Source organism: Blastococcus sp. SYSU DS0619, assembly GCF_054051035.1.
Genome location: NZ_JBJHAM010000017.1, coordinates 55,665 through 74,040, shown reverse-complemented (window position 1 = coordinate 74,040; position 18,376 = coordinate 55,665). Strand labels below are relative to the sequence as shown.

Annotated in this window: 16 protein-coding genes; 9 read left to right on the top strand and 7 right to left on the bottom strand. The window is 73.3% G+C overall.

The window, feature by feature from the left end; translation table 11 throughout:
* Positions 1–388 precede the first annotated feature (388 nt).
* Together ACI79T_RS16640 and ACI79T_RS16635 are read left to right on the top strand one after the other, a co-directional pair.
* Complete coding sequence (locus ACI79T_RS16640) at positions 389–1,477, top strand: PP2C family protein-serine/threonine phosphatase (RefSeq protein WP_456611194.1); 1,089 nt, start codon at positions 389–391, stop codon at positions 1,475–1,477.
* A gap of 125 nt (positions 1,478–1,602) precedes the next feature.
* Entirely contained in the window at positions 1,603–2,580 is a 978-nt protein-coding gene (locus tag ACI79T_RS16635; protein WP_456611193.1) for a tripartite tricarboxylate transporter substrate binding protein, read from the top strand.
* 11 nt (positions 2,581–2,591) lie between these two features.
* Here ACI79T_RS16635 and ACI79T_RS16630 read toward each other — a convergent pair whose 3' ends face one another.
* The 3 genes from ACI79T_RS16630 to rpsD form a co-directional block, all read right to left on the bottom strand.
* The gene (locus ACI79T_RS16630; RefSeq protein ID WP_456611192.1) at positions 2,592–3,128 is read right to left on the bottom strand and encodes an RNA 2'-phosphotransferase; all 537 of its coding nucleotides are present in this window, start codon (positions 3,126–3,128) and stop codon (positions 2,592–2,594) included.
* Between the two features lie 101 nt (positions 3,129–3,229).
* On the bottom strand, positions 3,230–3,826 hold the full coding sequence (locus ACI79T_RS16625) for a hypothetical protein (protein WP_456611191.1): 597 nt from the start codon (positions 3,824–3,826) through the stop codon (positions 3,230–3,232).
* A 117-nt stretch (positions 3,827–3,943) separates the two neighbouring features.
* Positions 3,944–4,546 (bottom strand): 30S ribosomal protein S4, encoded by a 603-nt coding sequence (gene rpsD, locus ACI79T_RS16620; RefSeq protein ID WP_456611190.1) that lies wholly within the window; start codon positions 4,544–4,546, stop codon positions 3,944–3,946.
* Between the two features lie 63 nt (positions 4,547–4,609).
* Here rpsD and ACI79T_RS16615 point away from each other — a divergent pair, with 63 nt between their 5' ends.
* On the top strand, positions 4,610–5,383 hold the full coding sequence (locus tag ACI79T_RS16615) for a DUF2470 domain-containing protein (protein WP_456611189.1): 774 nt from the start codon (positions 4,610–4,612) through the stop codon (positions 5,381–5,383).
* 37 nt (positions 5,384–5,420) lie between these two features.
* On the opposite strand, the gene ACI79T_RS16610 is transcribed toward ACI79T_RS16615, so the two are convergent.
* From ACI79T_RS16610 to ACI79T_RS16600, 3 genes are all read right to left on the bottom strand, one after another.
* On the bottom strand, positions 5,421–5,930 hold the full coding sequence (locus ACI79T_RS16610; RefSeq protein ID WP_456611188.1) for a hypothetical protein: 510 nt from the start codon (positions 5,928–5,930) through the stop codon (positions 5,421–5,423).
* Between the two features lie 166 nt (positions 5,931–6,096).
* A complete protein-coding gene (locus tag ACI79T_RS16605; RefSeq protein WP_456611187.1) occupies positions 6,097–7,527 on the bottom strand; it encodes a DUF1116 domain-containing protein in 1,431 nt (476 codons plus the stop codon).
* Positions 7,524–9,044, bottom strand: coding sequence for an FdrA family protein (locus ACI79T_RS16600; protein ID WP_456611186.1), 1,521 nt, complete (start codon positions 9,042–9,044; stop codon positions 7,524–7,526). Before ACI79T_RS16600 ends, ACI79T_RS16605 begins: the two co-directional genes overlap by 4 nt.
* A 183-nt stretch (positions 9,045–9,227) precedes the next feature.
* On the opposite strand from ACI79T_RS16600, the gene ACI79T_RS16595 reads away from it, so the two are divergent.
* The 6 genes from ACI79T_RS16595 to ACI79T_RS16570 all read left to right on the top strand — a co-directional run bounded on the left by ACI79T_RS16595 (position 9,228) and on the right by ACI79T_RS16570 (position 16,898).
* Complete coding sequence (locus ACI79T_RS16595; protein ID WP_456611185.1) at positions 9,228–10,703, top strand: uracil-xanthine permease family protein; 1,476 nt, start codon at positions 9,228–9,230, stop codon at positions 10,701–10,703.
* A gap of 246 nt (positions 10,704–10,949) precedes the next feature.
* Entirely contained in the window at positions 10,950–11,819 is an 870-nt protein-coding gene (locus ACI79T_RS16590) for an FAD binding domain-containing protein (protein ID WP_456611184.1), read from the top strand.
* Positions 11,816–12,331, top strand: a complete 516-nt coding sequence (locus tag ACI79T_RS16585; protein ID WP_456611183.1) for a (2Fe-2S)-binding protein — start codon at positions 11,816–11,818, stop codon at positions 12,329–12,331. Before ACI79T_RS16590 ends, ACI79T_RS16585 begins: the two co-directional genes overlap by 4 nt.
* Positions 12,332–12,428: 97 nt before the next feature.
* Positions 12,429–14,852, top strand: a complete 2,424-nt coding sequence (gene cutA / locus ACI79T_RS16580; protein ID WP_456611182.1) for an aerobic carbon-monoxide dehydrogenase large subunit — start codon at positions 12,429–12,431, stop codon at positions 14,850–14,852.
* Complete coding sequence (locus ACI79T_RS16575) at positions 14,849–15,532, top strand: CoxG family protein (protein WP_456611181.1); 684 nt, start codon at positions 14,849–14,851, stop codon at positions 15,530–15,532. Before cutA ends, ACI79T_RS16575 begins: the two co-directional genes overlap by 4 nt.
* A 532-nt stretch (positions 15,533–16,064) precedes the next feature.
* Positions 16,065–16,898, top strand: coding sequence for an SDR family oxidoreductase (locus tag ACI79T_RS16570; protein ID WP_456611180.1), 834 nt, complete (start codon positions 16,065–16,067; stop codon positions 16,896–16,898).
* A gap of 18 nt (positions 16,899–16,916) precedes the next feature.
* Here the strand turns inward: ACI79T_RS16570 and pdxR are convergent, their stop codons facing one another.
* Positions 16,917–18,347, bottom strand: a complete 1,431-nt coding sequence (gene pdxR, locus ACI79T_RS16565; RefSeq protein WP_456611179.1) for a MocR-like pyridoxine biosynthesis transcription factor PdxR — start codon at positions 18,345–18,347, stop codon at positions 16,917–16,919.
* Positions 18,348–18,376 lie beyond the last annotated feature (29 nt).

Genomic DNA, 18,376 nt, shown 5'->3' with positions numbered 1-18,376 from the left:
GCAACGCCTCACCCATTCTTGACTCCTGTCCCAAAAGAAACTCGAGTCACCGAGTCGACAATTCCGGGACGGTCATCGATTGGCGTGGAATGGCTTTCGGCCACTGCCCGGCACGCCTTCCCGGGACCTCGGGCGCGGGGACGCACCGACACCGACCGCAGCCCGGATCCCCTGCGCACGGCGGTGCCGACCGGCACCGCCTGCACCGGGTGCACCACGACGCCGGCGCACCGATCGCATGCCCCCCGGCGTCCCCCCGTGGACCGGATGCCGGGCCCGGGGCGCTGACCAGGGCGGTGGTCAGCGCGGGACCGCGGGACAACGGTCGCCGTCCACTAGGTTGAGGGCGACAGCCCGCCGCACCGCTGGGCCGGACGAGGGGGACGTGGTGAACCGGTCGGGGCGTGTCGTCGTCGCGCTGCCCGCGCTCGTGCTCCTGCTGGTCGTGGCCGCCGACATCGCCAGCGGCCGTGACCAGGTGGTCCTGGGGCTCAGCGTCATCGCTCCCCTGGCCGCGGCGACGTTCCTCGACCGCCGGTCCACCGTGGTCTACGCAGCGCTCGCCTTCGTCGTCGCCACCCTGCTCGGGCTCTACGGGCAGCAGTACACGGCCGAGACGGGGGTGGCGCAGACGGTCCGGCTGGTCGCCGTCGCCCTCGGCGGGGTGCTCGCCGCGGTCACGTGCGACCTGCGGCTGCGCCGGGAGGCGCAGGTGGCCCGCCTCGGCGCCGAGGCGGCCGCGACGCGGGCCGTCGTCCGGACCGGCGAGAGCCTGCAACGGGCGCTGCTGGGCAGCGCCCCGCGGGTGCCCGGTTTGGAGACCGCCGCGCGCTACCTGCCCGGCGCACAGGAGGCCCAGGTGGGCGGGGACTGGTACGACGCCTTCCCGCTCGCCGACGGATCCACCATGCTCGTCATCGGCGACGTCGCCGGGCACGACGCCCCCGCCGCCGCCACGATGGCGCAGACCCGCGGCATGCTGCGGGCACTCGCCCGGTCGGGGCACACCTCGCCGGCGGGTGCCCTCACCGCGCTGGACGACGTCCTCTCGGGGCTGTCCCTGGAGACGCTGGTGACCGTCGCGGTGGCCACGGTCGACGTGCGGGGGCTCTCGGCGGACGCCGTGCCGCTGCGCTGGTCCAACGCCGGCCACCCGCCTCCGCTGCTCGTGCGGGCCGACGGCAGCGCCGAGGTGCTCGAGCGGACGCCCGACCGGCTGCTCGGGGCCATCCCCTCCGGCGTCCCGCGCAGCGACCACGACCTCGTGCTGCACCGGGGCGACACGTTGCTGCTCTACACCGACGGGCTGGTCGAGCGGCGGGGCATGACCCTGGACGACGGCACCGCCTGGTTGGTGCGGTCGCTCCAGCAGCTGGGCCGGGAGCCGCTGGACCGGATGTGCGACGGGCTGCTGGGGGCGCTGGGCACCCGGGGGGACGACGACATCGCGCTGCTGGCGGTCCGTCTCCCCGCCTGACCGGTGCGCTCGGCGCCGGGGGTGCTGGCGCGGCCGGGATGCCCCACGATGGGTCCACCGCCCGCCCCGGACGCTGGTCCGGTGCGGCGGCGGAGGCCGACGCCACCACCACGTCAGGAGCCCTGATGAGAACTGCCCGCGTGCTCACCGCCCTGCTCGCCACCTCCCTGCTGACCGCCTGCGGCGGCGAGGAGGAGTCCGGATCCGGCGGGGATGCCGCGGCGGACTTCCCGTCGCAGAACGTCCGGCTGCTCGTGCCCTACACCGCCGGCGGACCGACCGACATCGCGGCGCGCGCCCTCGCCGCGCACATGGAGGAGGAGCTCGGCGAGTCGGTCGTGGTCGAGAACCTCCCGGGGGCCTCGGGCGCCACCGCCTACCAGCAGCTGATCAGCGCCGAGGCCGACGGGCACACGCTCTCCATGACCGCGCTGCCGACCGCGGTGCTGAACTACCTGAGCAACGACGTCGGCTACACCCGCGAGGACTTCACGCCGATCGGCGTCGTCACCCGGGTGCCGTCGGGGATCGTGGTGCCGGCCGACTCGCCGTACGAGGACGTGAAGTCGCTGTTCGAGGCCGCGCAGGAGGATCCGGGGTCGGTCACCGTCGGCACGCCGGGCGCCACGAACACGCACGCCGCCGAGACCCAGCGGATCACCCAGCTCTACGACGTGCCGCTGACGGTGGTGCCGTTCGACGGCAACGCGGAGGTGCAGACGGCGCTGCTCGGCGAGAACGTGACGGCCGGGTTCGTGAACCTCTCGCAGGACATGCTGCCGGCGGTCGAGTCCGGGGATCTGCGCGTCCTCGCCGTCGGCAGCGAGGAGCCCCTGCCGTACGTGGATGCCCCCACCTTCGTCGAGGAGGGCTTCCCCGAGCTGGTCCAGAGCACGACCACGTTCGGCGTGATCGCGCCGGCCGGGGTCCCCGACGACGTGCGGCAGACCCTCGAGGACACGCTGCGCAGCGCGGCGGAGGAGCCCACGGTGGTGGAGACGCTCGACGAGCGCTACGTGCCCGAGGAGTTCATCGGCAGCGACGGCCTGGAGGACCTGTTCGTCGAGACGGAGGAGACCTTCCGCGACGTCATGACCGGCTGATCGGGCGGCGGTCAGCCCGCCGGGCCGGGCTCGACGGAGAGGTACCGCGGGGGCACTGCGTCGACGAGCCACACGCCGTTGGCCGAGCGGCTGAACCGGGCACCGGCGGCGGCCATCGCGGCGGCGTCCACCCGCAGCACGACCGGGCGCCCCCGTCGGGCGCCGACCACCCGGGCGGTGCCGGCGTCGGTGGACAGGTGCACCGCGTGCCGCCGGCCGGGCCGGAGGCCCTCGGTAAGGATGGCGGGGAGGAAGCGCTCGACCGTGCCGTGGAAGAGCTCGGCGGGTGGGGTGGTCACCGCGTACCCCAGGTCGACGGCGACGCTGTGCCCCTGGCTGGCCCGGATGCGGGTGCCGGTGTCGTCGAAGGCGAACCGCCGCTTGTCGTTGGTGGCGACGACGTGCTCCAGCGCCTCGCGGGAGATCCGCAGCGCGGCGAGCAGCCGGCCGACGTCGGCCCAGCCGGCGTCGTCGAGGGTGAGCCCGACCGAGTCGGGGCGGTGCCGCAGCACGAACGACAGCCGCTTGCTCAACCGGACGACATCCACGGCCCCAGTGTCGGACGACGGTGGTCTGCGAGGTCACCGCGGGCCGGACGAGACGGTGCGCCGCGCCTTCGCCGTCGCCGGCCTGCGCGCGGCGGCCCGACTCAGCCGGAGAACCAGCTGTCGCCGGGGAGATCGGGCCCGCGCCGGTCGCGGTCCTCCCGCGGGGTGGGTGGCGACCACGGCCAGAGGGTGACGACGTCGTCGGCCGCGCGGCGGATCGCGGCGCCGTCGAGCTCGGTCGCCGTCTCGTCGATGCCGATCTCGGCGCAGCGGGCGACGACCCGGAGCGGGCCCTCGGGCGGCAGCGGGTGCAGCCACCAGTTCTGGTCGACCTCGAGCTCCCCGCCCGAGCCCGACCCCTGGGTGAGCACGATGCCGTCGCCGAGCTTGTCCGGGGAGCCGACCGTGCTCGCGCGCCGGCCGTCGGCGAACTCCACCCCGAGCAGGAGCGCGCTCGAACCGGGCCCGCGCGACCCCCACATGAGGTCGTGCAGCCGGTCCGGCGGGTGGACGCCGCCGCGCACCCGCACGGCCATGGTGAACGACAGCCCGGTCGAGTGGACCTGCAGACCGATGAGGGCCACGGCGGCGTCGTCGGTGCGCGCCAGCAGGACGTTCAGCGGCAGGGCGACCGGGATCTCGTTCGTGGGGGCCATCATCCGCCGGTGGAGGTCGTCGGGCCCGTGCGCACTCCACATGGTTGCGGAGCCTGTCGGTTCCGGTCGGCCCCGGCAAGCCCTCCCCGGTCGGCGGGATCTGCGCGCTCGTGCCATCTGGGGCCTCGGTGTGCCCGGCTGCGCAGATCCCGCGCCGGGTCAGCGGGAGTAGTACTCCACGACCAGCTGCTCCTCGCAGACGACCGGGACCTCTTCACGGTTCGGCGTCCGCTCGTAGCGGACCACCAGGTCGGCCAGCCGGACCTCCAGGTACTTCGGCGCCTCGGCGTGCGCCCCCGAGGCGGCGACGACGAAGGGCTCCTTGGTCCGGGACTTCTCGGCGATCTGCACGAAGTCGCCCGGCTTGAGCCGGTAGGAGGGGCGGTCGACGCGCTTGCCGTTGACCAGCACGTGCTGGTGCGTGACGAACTGGCGGGCCTGGTAGATCGTGCGGGCGAAACCGGCGCGCAGGACGGTGGCGTCCAGCCGCGACTCGAGGTCCTGGATCAGGGCCTCGCCGGTCTTGCCGCCGGTGCGCTTGGCGCGGTCGAAGGCGGCCCGCAGCTGCGTCTCGCTGATGTCGTACTGCGCGCGCAGGCGCTGCTTCTCCTTGAGCCGGGTGGAGTAGTCGCTGTCCTTGCGACGCTTCCGCCCGTGCTCGCCCGGCGGGTACGGGCGGCGCTCGAAGTACTGCACGCACTTCGGCGTGAGCGGGATGCCCAGCGCGCGACTGAGCCGGACCTTGGGGCGGGGCGTGTTCACTTCGGACCTCCGGTTTGGTTAGGCTCACCTTACAACGCCCCCACGAGCACTCCGAGGTGGTCCATGACGGCCGGTTCGACCCACTCGTCCGCGGCTGTCGATCGGCAGCCGCCGGCAGCCGAACGCGCCCGCACCGTCGCCACGCGCCCGGCGGCCTCGCTGCACGTCGCCGGGATCGGTGCCTGCCAGGTGACGGCGGCGACGACCACCGGCGACGGCGACGTCCTGCTCGTCGTGCCGGCCGACGGCGGCGTGCGCACCGCGCTGCGCCACTCCCCGACCGGCGACGTCCCGGCGCGCCTGACCGTCACCGACAGGGCGCCGTTCCCGCTGCGCCACCCGGTGCGCGGGCTGGTGCGGATGACGGGCTGGCTGACGCCGGTGCCCGAGCAGGACGTCCCGGAGCTGGTGCTGGCCTTCGCCGACTCCTCCCCCGTCGACGCGCTCTTCGACGTGGGCCTGGGCGCGGCGCTGGTGCGGCTGGACCTCGCCGAGGTGGAGCTCGAGGAGTCCGGCACCTGCGTCGACGTCGACCCCGACGACTTCCGCGCCGCACGCCCCGACGTGGTCAGCCGCGCCGAGGAGGAGCTCATGGCGCAGCAGTGCGCCCCGCTCAGCCGACTGTCGGCGCGGGTGCAGCGCTGGGCCGGCCGGCACGACGACGTCCGGCTCCTGGGCCTGGACCGGTTCGGCGTCCGGTTCCGCGTGCAGAGCCGGCAGGGCTGCTACGACCTCCGGGTGTCGTTCGAAGCACCGCTGCACGACGTCGACGGGGTAGCCGCAGCGCTGGACCACTTGCTCACCTGCGGCCCCGCCGGAAACCTGATGGGCGGCTGAGCAAGCCGGTCCACGGCACCTCCGCTACCCGCTTCCTTCACTCGCCCAAGAGGAAGATGCCTACGGACACACAAGTTCCGACAAACAAGCAAATCATAGCGAGCCACGCCTGCCGGCGCGAACTAGCGTTTACCGCGTCGCGAATCTCTCCTTGGACACTTTCGGCCTGTCGTCGCGATACAGAGGCCAAGCTCTCTAGCTTGCGCCGCTCATGGGAGGCCGCCCGAATAGTTTCTTCAGCCTCGACGGTCTGCCGTTCAATTTCAGCCAACGAGGTCACGAGACCGTCGATCGCTTCGAGCATGGGCCGTGCATCCACGACGGCGCCGGCATCGGCTTCTCGCCGGAACCACATGCGAGTAACTACTGAACCAATGACGAGGGCCGCGACCGCGGCGGCGTTGAACAGTGCCCCTACGTCATTCGCCACCTCTGAGGCCCCAAGGAGCAGCACGACCGTGTCGTACGTCGACAGGCCATCACCGGCCGCCTCTTGAGCTTCATTCCCGAACTGCCATGCCGCAAAAGCAAAGACGCCACTGATCATCACCAAGATCAGTCCCAGAAGGATTATGTAGGGGCCTGCTACCCAAGGGCTCCTGCGCACACCGGTCCTCTGCTCGTGGCCTTCGCCGGAAAAGTAGGCGGTCGCCAACCCGATGCCCGGGAAACGAGGAGCGTGTCGCTCCGCATGTTCGTTCGCACGGCCTCGCCTACGACCCTCCGGCGGTGCGAGCCTCCTCGGCGAGCGCGGCCAGCGCCTGCTCGAAGCACTGCTGCGGCGGCTGCACCAGGCCGGCGCCCACCTGCCCGGTGCCGGCGACCCGCCCGGCCATGCCGGTGTTGATCTGCGGCAGCCAGCCGGTGCGGGCCACCTTCAGCACGTCGATGCCGGTCGGTGAGCCGCGGAACCCCATGATCGGGATCGCCATCGCCGGGTTCTCGGTGAGCGTCAGCTGGTACATGCGCTCCGTCGTCGCCAGCGCGTCGGGGACGGTGCCGCCGACGAACCGGACGATCGCCGGGGCCGCGGCCATGGCGAAGCCGCCGATGCCGTAGGTCTCCATGATCGCGGAGTCACCGATGTCGGGGTTGGCGTCGTCGGGGCCGTAGTCGCCGAGGAACAGCCCGACCGGGGTGTTCGCCGGACCGGTGAACCAGCGGTCGCCGGTGCCGGAGGTCTGGATGCCGAACTCGGTGCCGTTGCGCGACATCACGGTGAGCATCGTCGAGCCGGGGACGTCGCGGGCGGCGTCGAGGGCGAGCTTCGCCGTCGGCATGCCGAGGTTGAGGAAGAAGTGCTCGTTGCCGCCGATGAACTTCAGCACGGCGGCGATGTCCGACGACGGCACGCCCTCCACGGCGACGATGGACGGCGACAGCTCGCGCAGCGCCATCAGCGAGCCGGCGCGGTTGCGGTTGTGCCCCTCGTCGCCCATCTGGAGCATCTGCGCCAGCACGGCCTTCACGTCGAGCGGGTCGTTGCCGGCGTCGATCGAGCCGCGCACCGCCTTCGACAGCACCGGGCCGAGCACGTCCCGCATCCAGCGCAGCCGGGTCTGCACCTCCTCGTTGAAGGCGCCCATGCGCAGCACCTTGCCGAGGCCCTCGTTGAGGTTGCAGAACGCCTGCCCGCCGGTGACCGGGTCCTCCAGGCACCACATCCACATCGACGGGCTGGTGACGCCTGCCATCGGGCCGACCGTGCGGTGGTGGTGGCAGGGGTCGAGGGTGACCGCGCCGGTAGAGAGGAGGACCTCCGCCTCCTCGACGTCGGCCGCCCAGCCCTCGAACAGGCAGGCGCCGACCAGCGCGCCGCGCATCGGGCCGGAGGCGGCCTCCCAGGTCAGCGGCGGGCCGGAGTGCAGCAGCGTGCGGCCCTCGAGCCCGATCACCTCCCGCGCCGGCCGGACGTCCACCAGCACCGACCCGGCGGCGAGCAGCCGCTCGACGGCGGTGCGGTTGGCTGCCGCGCGGCGGGGATCCAGGGCGAGCGCGGCGAGGTCGGCCGGGTCGCCGAAGCCCGGCGGCCGCCAGTCGACGTCGGCCACCTCGGCGCCCTGGGCGCGCAGCGCGTCGGAGAAGACGTCGACGCCGGCGGCCACGATGGACGGCGGGCCGGAGAGCAGGTTCCCGAGGCTCATGCGGAGGCTCCCAGCAGGTCGAGGGCGTACCGCGTGGCCGCGGCGTTGGAGGAGAAGACGGCACAGCCGGCGGCGGCGAGGGCGTCGGCCTGACGCGACCAACCCTGCGGATCGCCCTCGGTGCCGATCAGCGCGACGACGACCGGCAGCGCGCGCCGCTCGCGGGCGGCGGTCAGCGCGGGGACCAGCGCACCGGCCGGATCGGGGTCGGCCCCGTAGCCGAGGACGACGTCCAGCAGCAGGACGGCGGGCTCCTCGGAGGCGGCCAGGTCGGCGATCGCCTCGAGCCGCAGCGTCGGGTCGATCATCGGGTGCGCGCGGCCCACGGTGAGGGCGTCGTCGCCGAAGTCGACGACCAGGTGGCCGGAGGCGGACAGGTCTGGGGCGGATGGGTCGACGACATAGCCGAGGCCGGGCCCCAGCGGGGTGTTCGAGCGGATCCCGCCCAGCACCGGGGCGGCCAGCAGCATCGCCTCGTCGGCGAGCGTGCCGCCGGAGTAGAGCCCCTTGAGCACCGCGCCGGGGACGGCGGCCTCGGCGGGCCCAGGCCGCGACGGCCACACCGGGACGTCGAGCCCCATGTCGGTCAGCAGGGCCTCGACGGCGGCGGTGAGGTCGGGCGTCTCCGCCGAGAGGGCGGCGCTGCGGACGGGGACGGAGAGGCCGTCGGCGAACTCGGTCACCGCGGCGGCCACCGACGGCGCCGGTGGCTTGGACACCACCAGGACCCGCTCGGTGGCGGGGTCGTCGTCCAGCGCGGCCAGGGCGTCGAGGGTGGCCAGCCCGCCCACGGCCTCGGACAGGTCGCGGCCGCCGACGCCGAGCACGTGCGAGACGCCGACGCCGGCCATGTCGAGCAGGCAGGACACCTGCTGGGCGCCGGTGCCCGACGCCGCGACCAGCCCGACCGGGCCGGGGCGGACGACGTTGGCGAACCCGAGCGCGACGCCGGAGACGATCGCGGTGCCGCAGTCGGGGCCCATCACCAGCACCCCGGCGTCGTGCGCGGCGCGCTTGAGCGCGACCTCCTGCTCGACCGGGACGCCGTCGGAGAACACCAGCACGCTGCGGCCGGCGGCGATCGCGTCGGCGGCCTCGGCGACGGCGTACTGCCCGGGGACGCTCACGATGGCGAGGGCGGGGGCCTCGGGGGCCAGCTCGTCCAGGCCCGTACCGACCGTGCGGTGCGCGACCGCGGTGGCGGTGCCGGTGGAGCGCTCCCGCTCGGCGAGCGCGGCGTCGACGTCGGCGAGCGCCTCGGCCAGCGCGGCGTCGTCGTCGGCGCGGACGGCGATCAGCAGCTGCTCGGGCGAGGCGTCGCCGTCCGGGGCCAGGCCCATGCCGGCGGCGAGCTCGAGGTTCAGGGGGGTCGCCATGGCGACGAGGACGGCCGAGACGCCGTCCCGGGCGCTGACGCGGCGGCTCACCTGCATCAGCCGGACCGAGTCGGCGTACACCCCGGATCGCAGCTGGACCGAGACCGCGGCGTCTCCACCGGAGGGGGCTGAGGGGCTCATCCTCGAAACCGTACCGATGGATCTCTCAGTGGTGAAGTATCGGCATCTGCCTGCAATAACGATTTAGCACTGAGGTACTTCCCTGCACCCTGGGAGCCGTGCCACATTGGCGCCTCCCGGTGGGGACGGCGGCCCGTCGACCTGCACCGGACCGCATCGGAAGTGCACGTCGAGGAGGCACTCATGGCGTTCGGGTGGAAGCTCTACGGGGACGGCAGTACGCCCCCGCTCGGAGAGGCCGTCGCACCCGACGAACGCCTCTCGTGGCCGCGCACGGCAGGGATCGGCGCGCAGCACGTCGTCGCGATGTTCGGGGCGACCTTCGTCTTCCCGATCGTCATGGGGCTGGACCCCAACCTGGCGATCATGATGAGCGGCGTCGCGACGATCATCTTCCTGCTGATCGTGAAGAACCAGGTACCGAGCTACCTGGGCACCAGCGCCGCGTTCGTCGGCGGCGTGGCCGCGATCCGCACCAACGGCGGCGACTCCAGCGACGTGGTGGGCGCCCTGCTGGTCGCCGGTGTCGTGCTCGCCCTGGTCGGTCTGCTGATCCACTTCGCGGGCCTCGGCCTCATCAACAAGGTGCTGCCGCCGGCCGTCACCGGCGCGGTCGTCATGCTCATCGGCTTCAACCTCGCCCCGGTGGCGGCCGGCATCTACTGGCCGCAGGACCAGTGGGTCGCGCTGGCCACGATGACCTTCGTCATCGTCGCCTCGCTGGCGCTGCGCGGCTTCATCGCCCGCATCTCGATCCTGCTGGGGCTGATCTTCGGCTACCTGCTGTCGATCCTGCTGGACGCGACGGCCGGCCAGATCACCTCGGTCGACGGCACCGGCGCGGTGTCCACCCGCGACCGGATCAACTTCGACTCCGTCGCGGACGCGAACTGGTTCGGCCTGCCCGACTTCACCGCGCCCAGTTTCTCGCTGAACTTCAGCCTGCTGGTCATCCCCGCCGTCATCGCCCTGGTGGCGGAGAACGCCGGCCACGTCAAGGCGGTCGCCGAGATGACCAAGCGCGACCTCGACCCGGTCATGGGCCGCGCCGTCTTCGCCGACGGCTTCGCGACCGTCGTCGCCACCTCGGTCGGTGGTTCCCCCACCACCACCTACGCCGAGAACATCGGCGTCATGGCCGCGACCCGCGTCTACTCGACGGCGGCCTACTACATCGCCGCGCTGGTGGCGATCCTGCTGGGCCTGATCCCCAAGTTCGGCGCCCTGATCAACATCGTCCCGGGTGGCGTGCTCGGCGGCATCACCGTCGTCCTCTACGGGATGATCGGCCTGCTCGGCGCCAAGATCTGGAAGGAGAACCGGGTCGACTTCGCCAACCCGATCAACCTGGTGCCGCTGGCCGCCGGGATCATCATCGGCATCGGCAACGTCACCCTGGTCTTCTCCGACGACTTCGTGCTCAACGGCATCGCGCTGGGCTCGATCGTCGCGGTGGTGGCCTGGCACCTGGCCCGCTGGCTGGCGCCGGCCGACATGAAGGCCGCACTGCTCCGCGAGGGTGTCCACCCTGCGGCCGGCAGCACGCTCGGCCACGCCCCCGGCGAGGAGATGTCCCCCGACCCGTCGTCGGTGGACGAGGTCGGCCGCCCCGGCGTGCTCGGCGGGCCCACGCCCGGCAGGGACTCGCGGAACCGGTAACCCGACAGCCGCACCGCACACCGCCGTCCCCGGCGCCCCGACGGAGTTCTCCGTCCGGGCCCGGGGACGGCGCACGTCCGGGGGCGCTCCCGGACCGCCCGGTACCGGCGACGGACGGTTCCTGACGGCCCGGTGGCGTTCCGGCGACGCCGTAACGAAGTTTTAGCGCTGAGGTACTTTCGTCCGCCTCCGGCCGGTGACAGAGTGGCTGTTCCGCACCCGCTCGCACGGAGGTGACCGCAGCCGGTGAAGCCAGCCCCCTTCCGCTACGCCGACCCAGGCTCCCTGGACGAGGCCCTCGAGGTCCTCGCCGAGGAGGGCGCCAAGGTGCTCGCCGGGGGCCAGTCGCTCCTGCCGCTGCTCTCGATGCGCCTCGCCGCGCCGGCCACGCTCGTGGACATCAACCGGATCCCGGGTCTGGACTCGATCGAGGTCACCGACGACGGCGTGACCGTCGGCGCGCTGGTCCGCCACCACGCCCTGCTGCACCACGACGGCGCCGCCCGGGTCCAGCCACTGCTGGGGCGCGCGACGGCGAACGTGGCCCACCCGGCGATCCGCAACCGCGGCACCACCGTCGGCTCCATCGCGCACGCCGACCCGTCGGGCGAGATGACGTCGGTGCTCGCGCTGACCGACGGCTCGGTCACCGTGGCGGGCGCCTCCGGTCCCGAGACGGTGGCCTGGCGCGACTTCTTCGTCGGCCCGCTGGAGACGTCGGTCGCCGGGCCCGCCGTCGTCACCTCCGCCTTCTTCCCCGCCCTGCCGCCGCGCTCGGGGACGGCGTTCGCCGAGGTCGCCCGCCGCAAGGGCGACTACGCCGTCTGCGGGGCCGGCGTCGTGGTCACGCTGGACGCCGACCGGCGGGTGGCGTCGGCCCGCGCCTCCTACGTCTCGGTGGGCATCGTCCCCGAGGTGCACGACCTGACCGAGGCCGTCGCCGGGTCGCCGGTGGAGAAGGCCGACTGGACCGCCGCCGGCGCGCTGGCGCGGACCCTGGTCGACCCGGACACCGACATCCACGCCAGCGCCGACTACCGGCGTCTGCTGGTGGGCGTGCTGACCGAACGCACTCTGGCTTCTGCTGCCGCGGAAGCCGCTGGGAGGGCCGCATGACCAGTGTCGACACGGAGCGGACGATCACCGTCACGGTGAACGGTGTTCCACGTGAAGCCACCGTGCCGGTGCGCCGGCTGCTGTCCGACGCGCTGCGCAACGAGCTCGGGCTGACCGGCACGCACGTGGGCTGCGAGCACGGGGTGTGCGGGGCGTGCACGGTGATCGTCGACGGCGCCCCGGTGCGCTCGTGCCTGATGCTCGCCGTCCAGGTGGACGGGTCGGAGGTGCGCACCGTCGAGGGGCTGGCGCACGACGACCACCAGGGCGGGCAGGTCCTGCACCCGGTGCAGGAGGCCTTCCGCGAGTGCCACGCGCTGCAGTGCGGGTTCTGCACGCCGGGCTTCCTGATGACGATCGCCGCGGGGCTCGAGGGCCGGGACAACTCGGTGGAGCTCTCCGAGGAGGAGGTCGACGAGATGGTCGGCGGCAACCTCTGCCGGTGCACCGGCTACGCCAACATCAAGAAGGCCGTGCACCACGCGGCCGCCGCGATGAAGGACGACGCCTGATGGCCACCCGCGGCTGGACCCGGCTGCGGGAAGGTGGAGCCGCGTGCTCCCGCGGCTCGACGTCCCCTGCAGCGGCTCGAGCCGGGGGAGGACTGCGATGACGACGAAGCTGTTCGGGGAGCCGGTCCGCCGGCGCGAGGACGCCCGGCTGATCACCGGCAAGGGCCGCTACCTCGACGACATCGGGTCGAAGGCGCTGGCCGCGGCGTTCGTGCGCTCGCCGCACGCGCACGCCCGGATCACCGACATCGACGTCGACGCCGCCCTCGAGGTCGAGGGCCTGGTGGCGATCTACACCTACGAGGACCTCACCGGCCCGATGGCCGAGCCGCTACCGGTGCTCATCCCGCACCCCCAACTGCACTCCCCGCGCACCGGCTTCCCGCTGGCCAACGGCGAGGTGAACCACGTCGGCGAGCCGGTCGTCATGGTGGTGGCCACCGACCGGTACGTGGCCGAGGACGTCTGCGACCGCATCGTGGTGAGCTACGAGGAGCTGCCCGTCGTCGTCGGCGTGGACGCCGCCCGCGCAGCACGCTCGTGCGTGCACGAGGAGATCCCCGACAACGTCGCGGCCCGGCACCACCAGGAGACCGGCGACGTCGAGCCGGTGCTGGCCGACTCGCCCCGCACGCTGAGCTTCACCCAGTACATCGAGCGCAGCGCCTGCATGCCCATGGAGGGCAAGGGCGTGCACGCGAAGTGGGACGCCGACGACGACTCGCTGCGGGTCTACACGAGCACCCAGGCGTCGACGTCGGTGCGCGCGGCGATCGCGGCCAAGCTGCAGCTCTCGTTGGACAAGGTCGAGGTGATCGCCCCCGACGTCGGCGGTGGCTTCGGCGTGAAGATCGTGCACCCCTGGCCGGAAGAGCTGCTGATCCCGATGGCGGCGATCGCGCTCGGCCAGGAGGTGAAGTGGTCGGAGGACCGCCGCGAGCACTTCATCGGCTCGGCGCACGAGCGCCAGCAGCGGCAGGAGATCACCGTCGGGTACGACGACGAGGGCCGGATCACCGCCCTCGACGTGCACATCTGGCACGACAACGGCGCCTACACGCCCTACGGGATCATCGTGCCGATCGTGACGGCGACCCAGCTGGTCGGGCCGTACGCGATCCCGGTGTACCGGGTGGTCGTGGAGTCGGTGTTCACCAACACCGTCATCGTGACGCCGTACCGCGGCGCCGGGCGACCGCAGGGCTGCTACGCGATGGAGCGGACGATGGACCGCATCGCGGACGAACTGGGCCTGGACCGGGCCGTCGTCCGCGAGCGGAACCTGATCCAGCCCGACCAGTTCCCCTACGACCACCACCTGACGTTCCAGGACGGCCGGCCGGTCATCTACGACTCGGGCGACTACCCGGGGCTGCTCGACAAGCTGCGGACGCTGGTCGGCTGGTCGGAGGCCGAGCAGCTGCGGGCCGACGCCGACGCGCGCGGCAAGCTGCTCGGCGTCGGGATGGCGATGTACGTGGAGGGCACCGGGCCCGGGCCGTACGAGGGCGGGCACGTCCAGGTGCTGGGCAGCGGCAAGGTGCTGGTGTCGACCGGGCTGACGTCGCAGGGCCAGGGGCACGAGACGGCGTTCGCGCAGATCGTGGCCTCCGAGCTCGGGGTGCCGATCGAGGACGTCGAGGTGACCACCGGCGACACCCGGCGCTTCGGCTACGCCGTCGGCACGTTCGCCTCCCGCGCCGCGGTGATGAGCGGCAACGCGATCGCGCTGGCCGCCCGGGGCGTGAAGGAGAAGGCGCTGCGGATCGCCGCGGAGGTGCTGGAGGCCTCGCCGGAGGACCTGGAGATCGACGAGGGCGTCGTGCAGGTGAAGGGCGTGCCGGGCACGTCCATCCCGCTGCGCACCGTGGCCGTGCTGTCCAACCCGCTGCGGTACGCCTTCGACGAGGCGGCCCGGCAGGCGACGCAGTTCGCCGGCCCGGGCGACGACTCGAAGCCGCCGGTGGCCCCGGGCGATGCGCCGGGGCTGGAGCACCGCGACTACTACTCGCCGATCCGGTCGACGTTCGCCTCCGGGGCGCATGCCGCGATCGTGGAGATCGACCCGGCGACGTGGGAGATCGACGTCGTGAAGTACGCCGTGGTGCACGACTGCGGCAACGTGGTGAACCCGATGATCGTCGAGGGCCAGGTGCACGGCGGCGTCGCGCAGGGCGTGGGCGGTGCGCTGTACGAGCGGATGGCCTACGACGCCGACGGACAGCTGCAGAACGCCTCGTTCATGGACTTCCTGATGCCGTACGCGTCGGAGGTCCCGGACGTCGACATCGACCACCAGCAGACGCCGTCGCCGCTGAACCCGCTGGGTATCAAGGGTGCCGGCGAGGCCGGCGTCATCCCGGGGACGGCGGCGATCGCCTCGGCGATCGAGGACGCGGTGGGACGGCGGATCGCGTCGATGCCGATCTCGCCCACGGAGCTGTACGACCTGGTTCGGAACGACTCGTCGGAGATGACCGCCGCGGCGCAGCGCCGGGCGGGGACTGGAGTGATGGCGTGAAGCTCGACGGCTCTGCGGTGCTGCACGGCGACCCCGAGAAGGTCTGGGCCGTGATCACCGACCCCGCCGTGCTGGCGCGGACGATCCCCGGCTGCGAGACGCTCGAGCAGGTCGGCGACGACGAGTACAAGATGAACGTCTCCGTCGGCGTCGGCGCCATCAAGGGCACGTACGCCGGCGAGGTGAAGCTGGCCGACAAGCAGCACCCGACGTCGTACGTCATGCACGCCTCGGGCGCCGGTGCGCCGGGCAACGCGCGGGCCCAGGTGACCATCACCCTGTCGCCGGCCGACGAGGGCACGACGAACCTGACCTACTCGGCCGACGCCGTGATCGGCGGCCCGGTCGCGGGCGTGGGCCAGCGGATGATCACCGGCGTCGCGAAGCGGATGGCCGGCCAGTTCTTCAAGGCGATCGACGACGAGCTGACCGGTGCCGCGGTGCCGGTGGCGGCTGCTCCGTCGGCTGCAGCGGTGAGCTCGACGTCCGTAGCGGATGTCGCCGGCAAGCACGCCGCCCCGGCAGCTGAGGCCGCTCCGACGGTGTTCGCCGGCAAGGCAGGCGTTCCCGCGGGAGCGCCCGGCGACGTCCAGACGCTCGCGCTCGGCGCCGTCGGCGGAGCCGTGCTGACGCTGATCGGCGTCCTCGTCGGCTACCGCCTGGGCCGCCGCACGCGCTGACCGGAGACGGGAACACGCTGAGGGCCCTCTCGATGCCTCCGAGGGGGCCCTCCACGTGTAGTCGCCACCGCAACGCCAGTCCGTCGGCAGCGCGTTCCTGCGGGTACGCCCGGCCATGCGTTGCGGTCAGCTGGCGCGGCAGGCGCTCGTGACGAGGACGTCGGGGAGCTCGCCCCCGCCACCGGCCTCCTCGGTGTCCACCGGCGTCCACGAACCGCCGTCGTGCCGGAACAGCCGGACGCTCTGAGGTCCTCGGCCTCGCCCCGGTCCGAGGTCAGCAGGAACGCCACCCGCAGCAACGCCGGCGACCACTGCCGGACGAAGTCGGCGAACTCGTCGTCGAACTCCGCGACCACCCACGCTCCCTCCGTCCCGGGCAACCCGGCTGGGCGCCTTCGCCTATTGGACACGCTCCGTAGGGCCCCGGAGGTTGAGTGGCCGCCCGAGAAGTTGCCGCATGCACCCGAACGGCGGAACAGGACGGGACGAACGGGCGCTGACGACGGCGGACGCCCGACGAAGGAGACCCCGCATGCCCATGACCTGGTTCATCACCGGCGCATCCCGCGGCTTCGGCCGCGAGTGGTCGATCGCCGCCCTCGAGCGCGGTGACAACGTCGCCGCCACCGCCCGCGACACCGCCCATCTCGCCGAGCTGGTGCAGCAGTTCGGCGACAAGGTGCTGCCGATCGGGCTCGACGTGGACGACCGCACCGCCGTCTTCGCGGCCGTGCAGCAGGCGCACGACCACTTCGGCGGGCTCGACGTCGTCGTCAACAACGCCGGCTACGGCCAGTTCGGCATGATCGAGGAGATCAGCGAGGCCGAGGCCCGCGCCCAGTTCGACACCAACGTCTTCGGCGCACTGTTCGTCACCCAGGCCGCGCTGCCCTACCTGCGCGCCCAGGGCTCGGGCCACATCCTGCAGGTCAGCAGCATCGGCGGGATCAGCGCCTTCCCGAACATCGGCATCTACAACGCCTCCAAGTGGGCGCTGGAGGGCTTCAGCCAGTCGCTGGCCGCGGAGGTCGCCGACTTCGGCATCAAGGTGACGATCATCGAGCCCGGCGCCTACGCCACCGACTGGGGCGGCGCCTCGGCCAAGCACGCCACCCCGGAACCGGCGTACGACGCCTTCCGCGAGAAGGCCGCCGAGCAGCGGAAGGCCCGCGCCGGCAACCCCGGCGACCCGCTCGCCACCCGGGAGGCGGTGCTGCAGCTGGTGGACACGAAGAACCCCCCGCTCCGGGTCTTCTTCGGCGACGGCCCCCTGGCGATCGCCACCCGCGACTACGAGTCCCGGCTGGCCGAGTGGCGGGGCTGGGAACCCCTCTCCGTCGCCGCCCACGGCACCAGCAAGGCCTGACCTCGGCGGGGCCCTCCCCTACCCGGGCGGGCCCTGCCACAGGGCCGCGGCCATGCGCTCCACCGCGAGGTGCAGCCGGTCGGGGGAGGTGGCGGCGTAGCCGAGCACGAGCCCGGGATCGCCGGGGGTGAGCCGGTGCCACGACAGCGGGTGGACGACGACGCCCGCGTCCCGCACCGCCGCGGCCAGCGCGACGTCGTCCGCCGCCAGCCCCGGGAACGTGACCAGCAGGTGCAGCCCGGCCGCGACCCCCGCCACCCGGGCCCCCGGCAGGTGCCGCCCCAGCGCGGCCAGCAGCGCGTCCCGCCGGGCCCGCTGCCGCGCGCGCACCAGCCGCAGGTGCCGGTCGTACGCCCCGGAGCCCAGCAGCTCCGCCAGCACCAGCTGCGGCAGCGCCGGGCTGCCCAGGTCGCTGGCGTGCTTCGCCGCGACCAGGTCGGCGTCCAGGTGCGCGGGCGCCACCAGCCAGCCCAGCCGCATCCCCGGCGCCAGCGTCTTCGACGTGCTGCCCGTGTGCGCCACCTGCTCCGGCGCCGACGGCTGCAGCGCCGGCACCGGGGCCCGGTCGTAGCGGTGCTCGGCGTCGTAGTCGTCCTCGATCACCAGCCCGCCGTCCCGGGCCCAGGCCAGCAGCTCCCGACGCCGGTCCGGCGACAGCACCACGCCCGTCGGGTACTGGTGCGCCGGCGTCACCATCACCGCCGGGACCGCGGGCATGGCGGAGACGACCAGCCCGTCGTCGTCGACCGGCACCCCGACCGGCCGCAGCCCCCAGTGCGCGAGCTCCTCGCGCGCGCCGCGCGAGCCCGGGTCCTCCACGCCGATCGAGTCCGCACCGCGCGCCCGCAGGGTCTGGGCCAGTAGCGCCAGCGCCTGCGCCACCCCGGCCACCACCAGGATCCGGTCAGGGGCGACGCGCAGGCCGCGGGTGCGCGCCAGCCACCCCGCCAGCTCGGCGCGCAGCCGCGCGCTCCCCCGCGGGTCGCCGTAGCCCAGGTCGGCCGCCGAGGCGTCCCGCAGCACCGCCCGCTCGGCCCGCAGCCACGCCGCCCGCGGGAACGCCGCCAGGTCGGGCACCCCCGGCGAGAGGTCGATCCCACCCTCGGCCGCCGGCCGGTTGGTCGACTGCGGCAGCCGGGCCGGATCGGCAGCTTCCGGCCGGGACGGCAACAGCGCGGGCAACGGCGGCACGGACCGGGGCAGCACCACGGTGCCCTGACCGGTCCGGCCGGCCACCAGCCCCTCGTCCACCAGCCGCTGGTAGGCCTCGACGACGACGCCGCGCGCGATCCGCAGGTCCGCGGCAAGCGTCCGTGTGGGCGGCAGCCGGTCCCCCGCCGCCAGCCGCCCGTCCAGCACCGCGGCCCGCACCGCGGACGTCAGCCAGTCGGTCACCCCCCGGGCCGGCGCGGCAGCCGCGTCGAGCTGGAGGAAGTCCGACCCCGGCATTGGCCCACCTCCGTAGCGACGGATTGGCC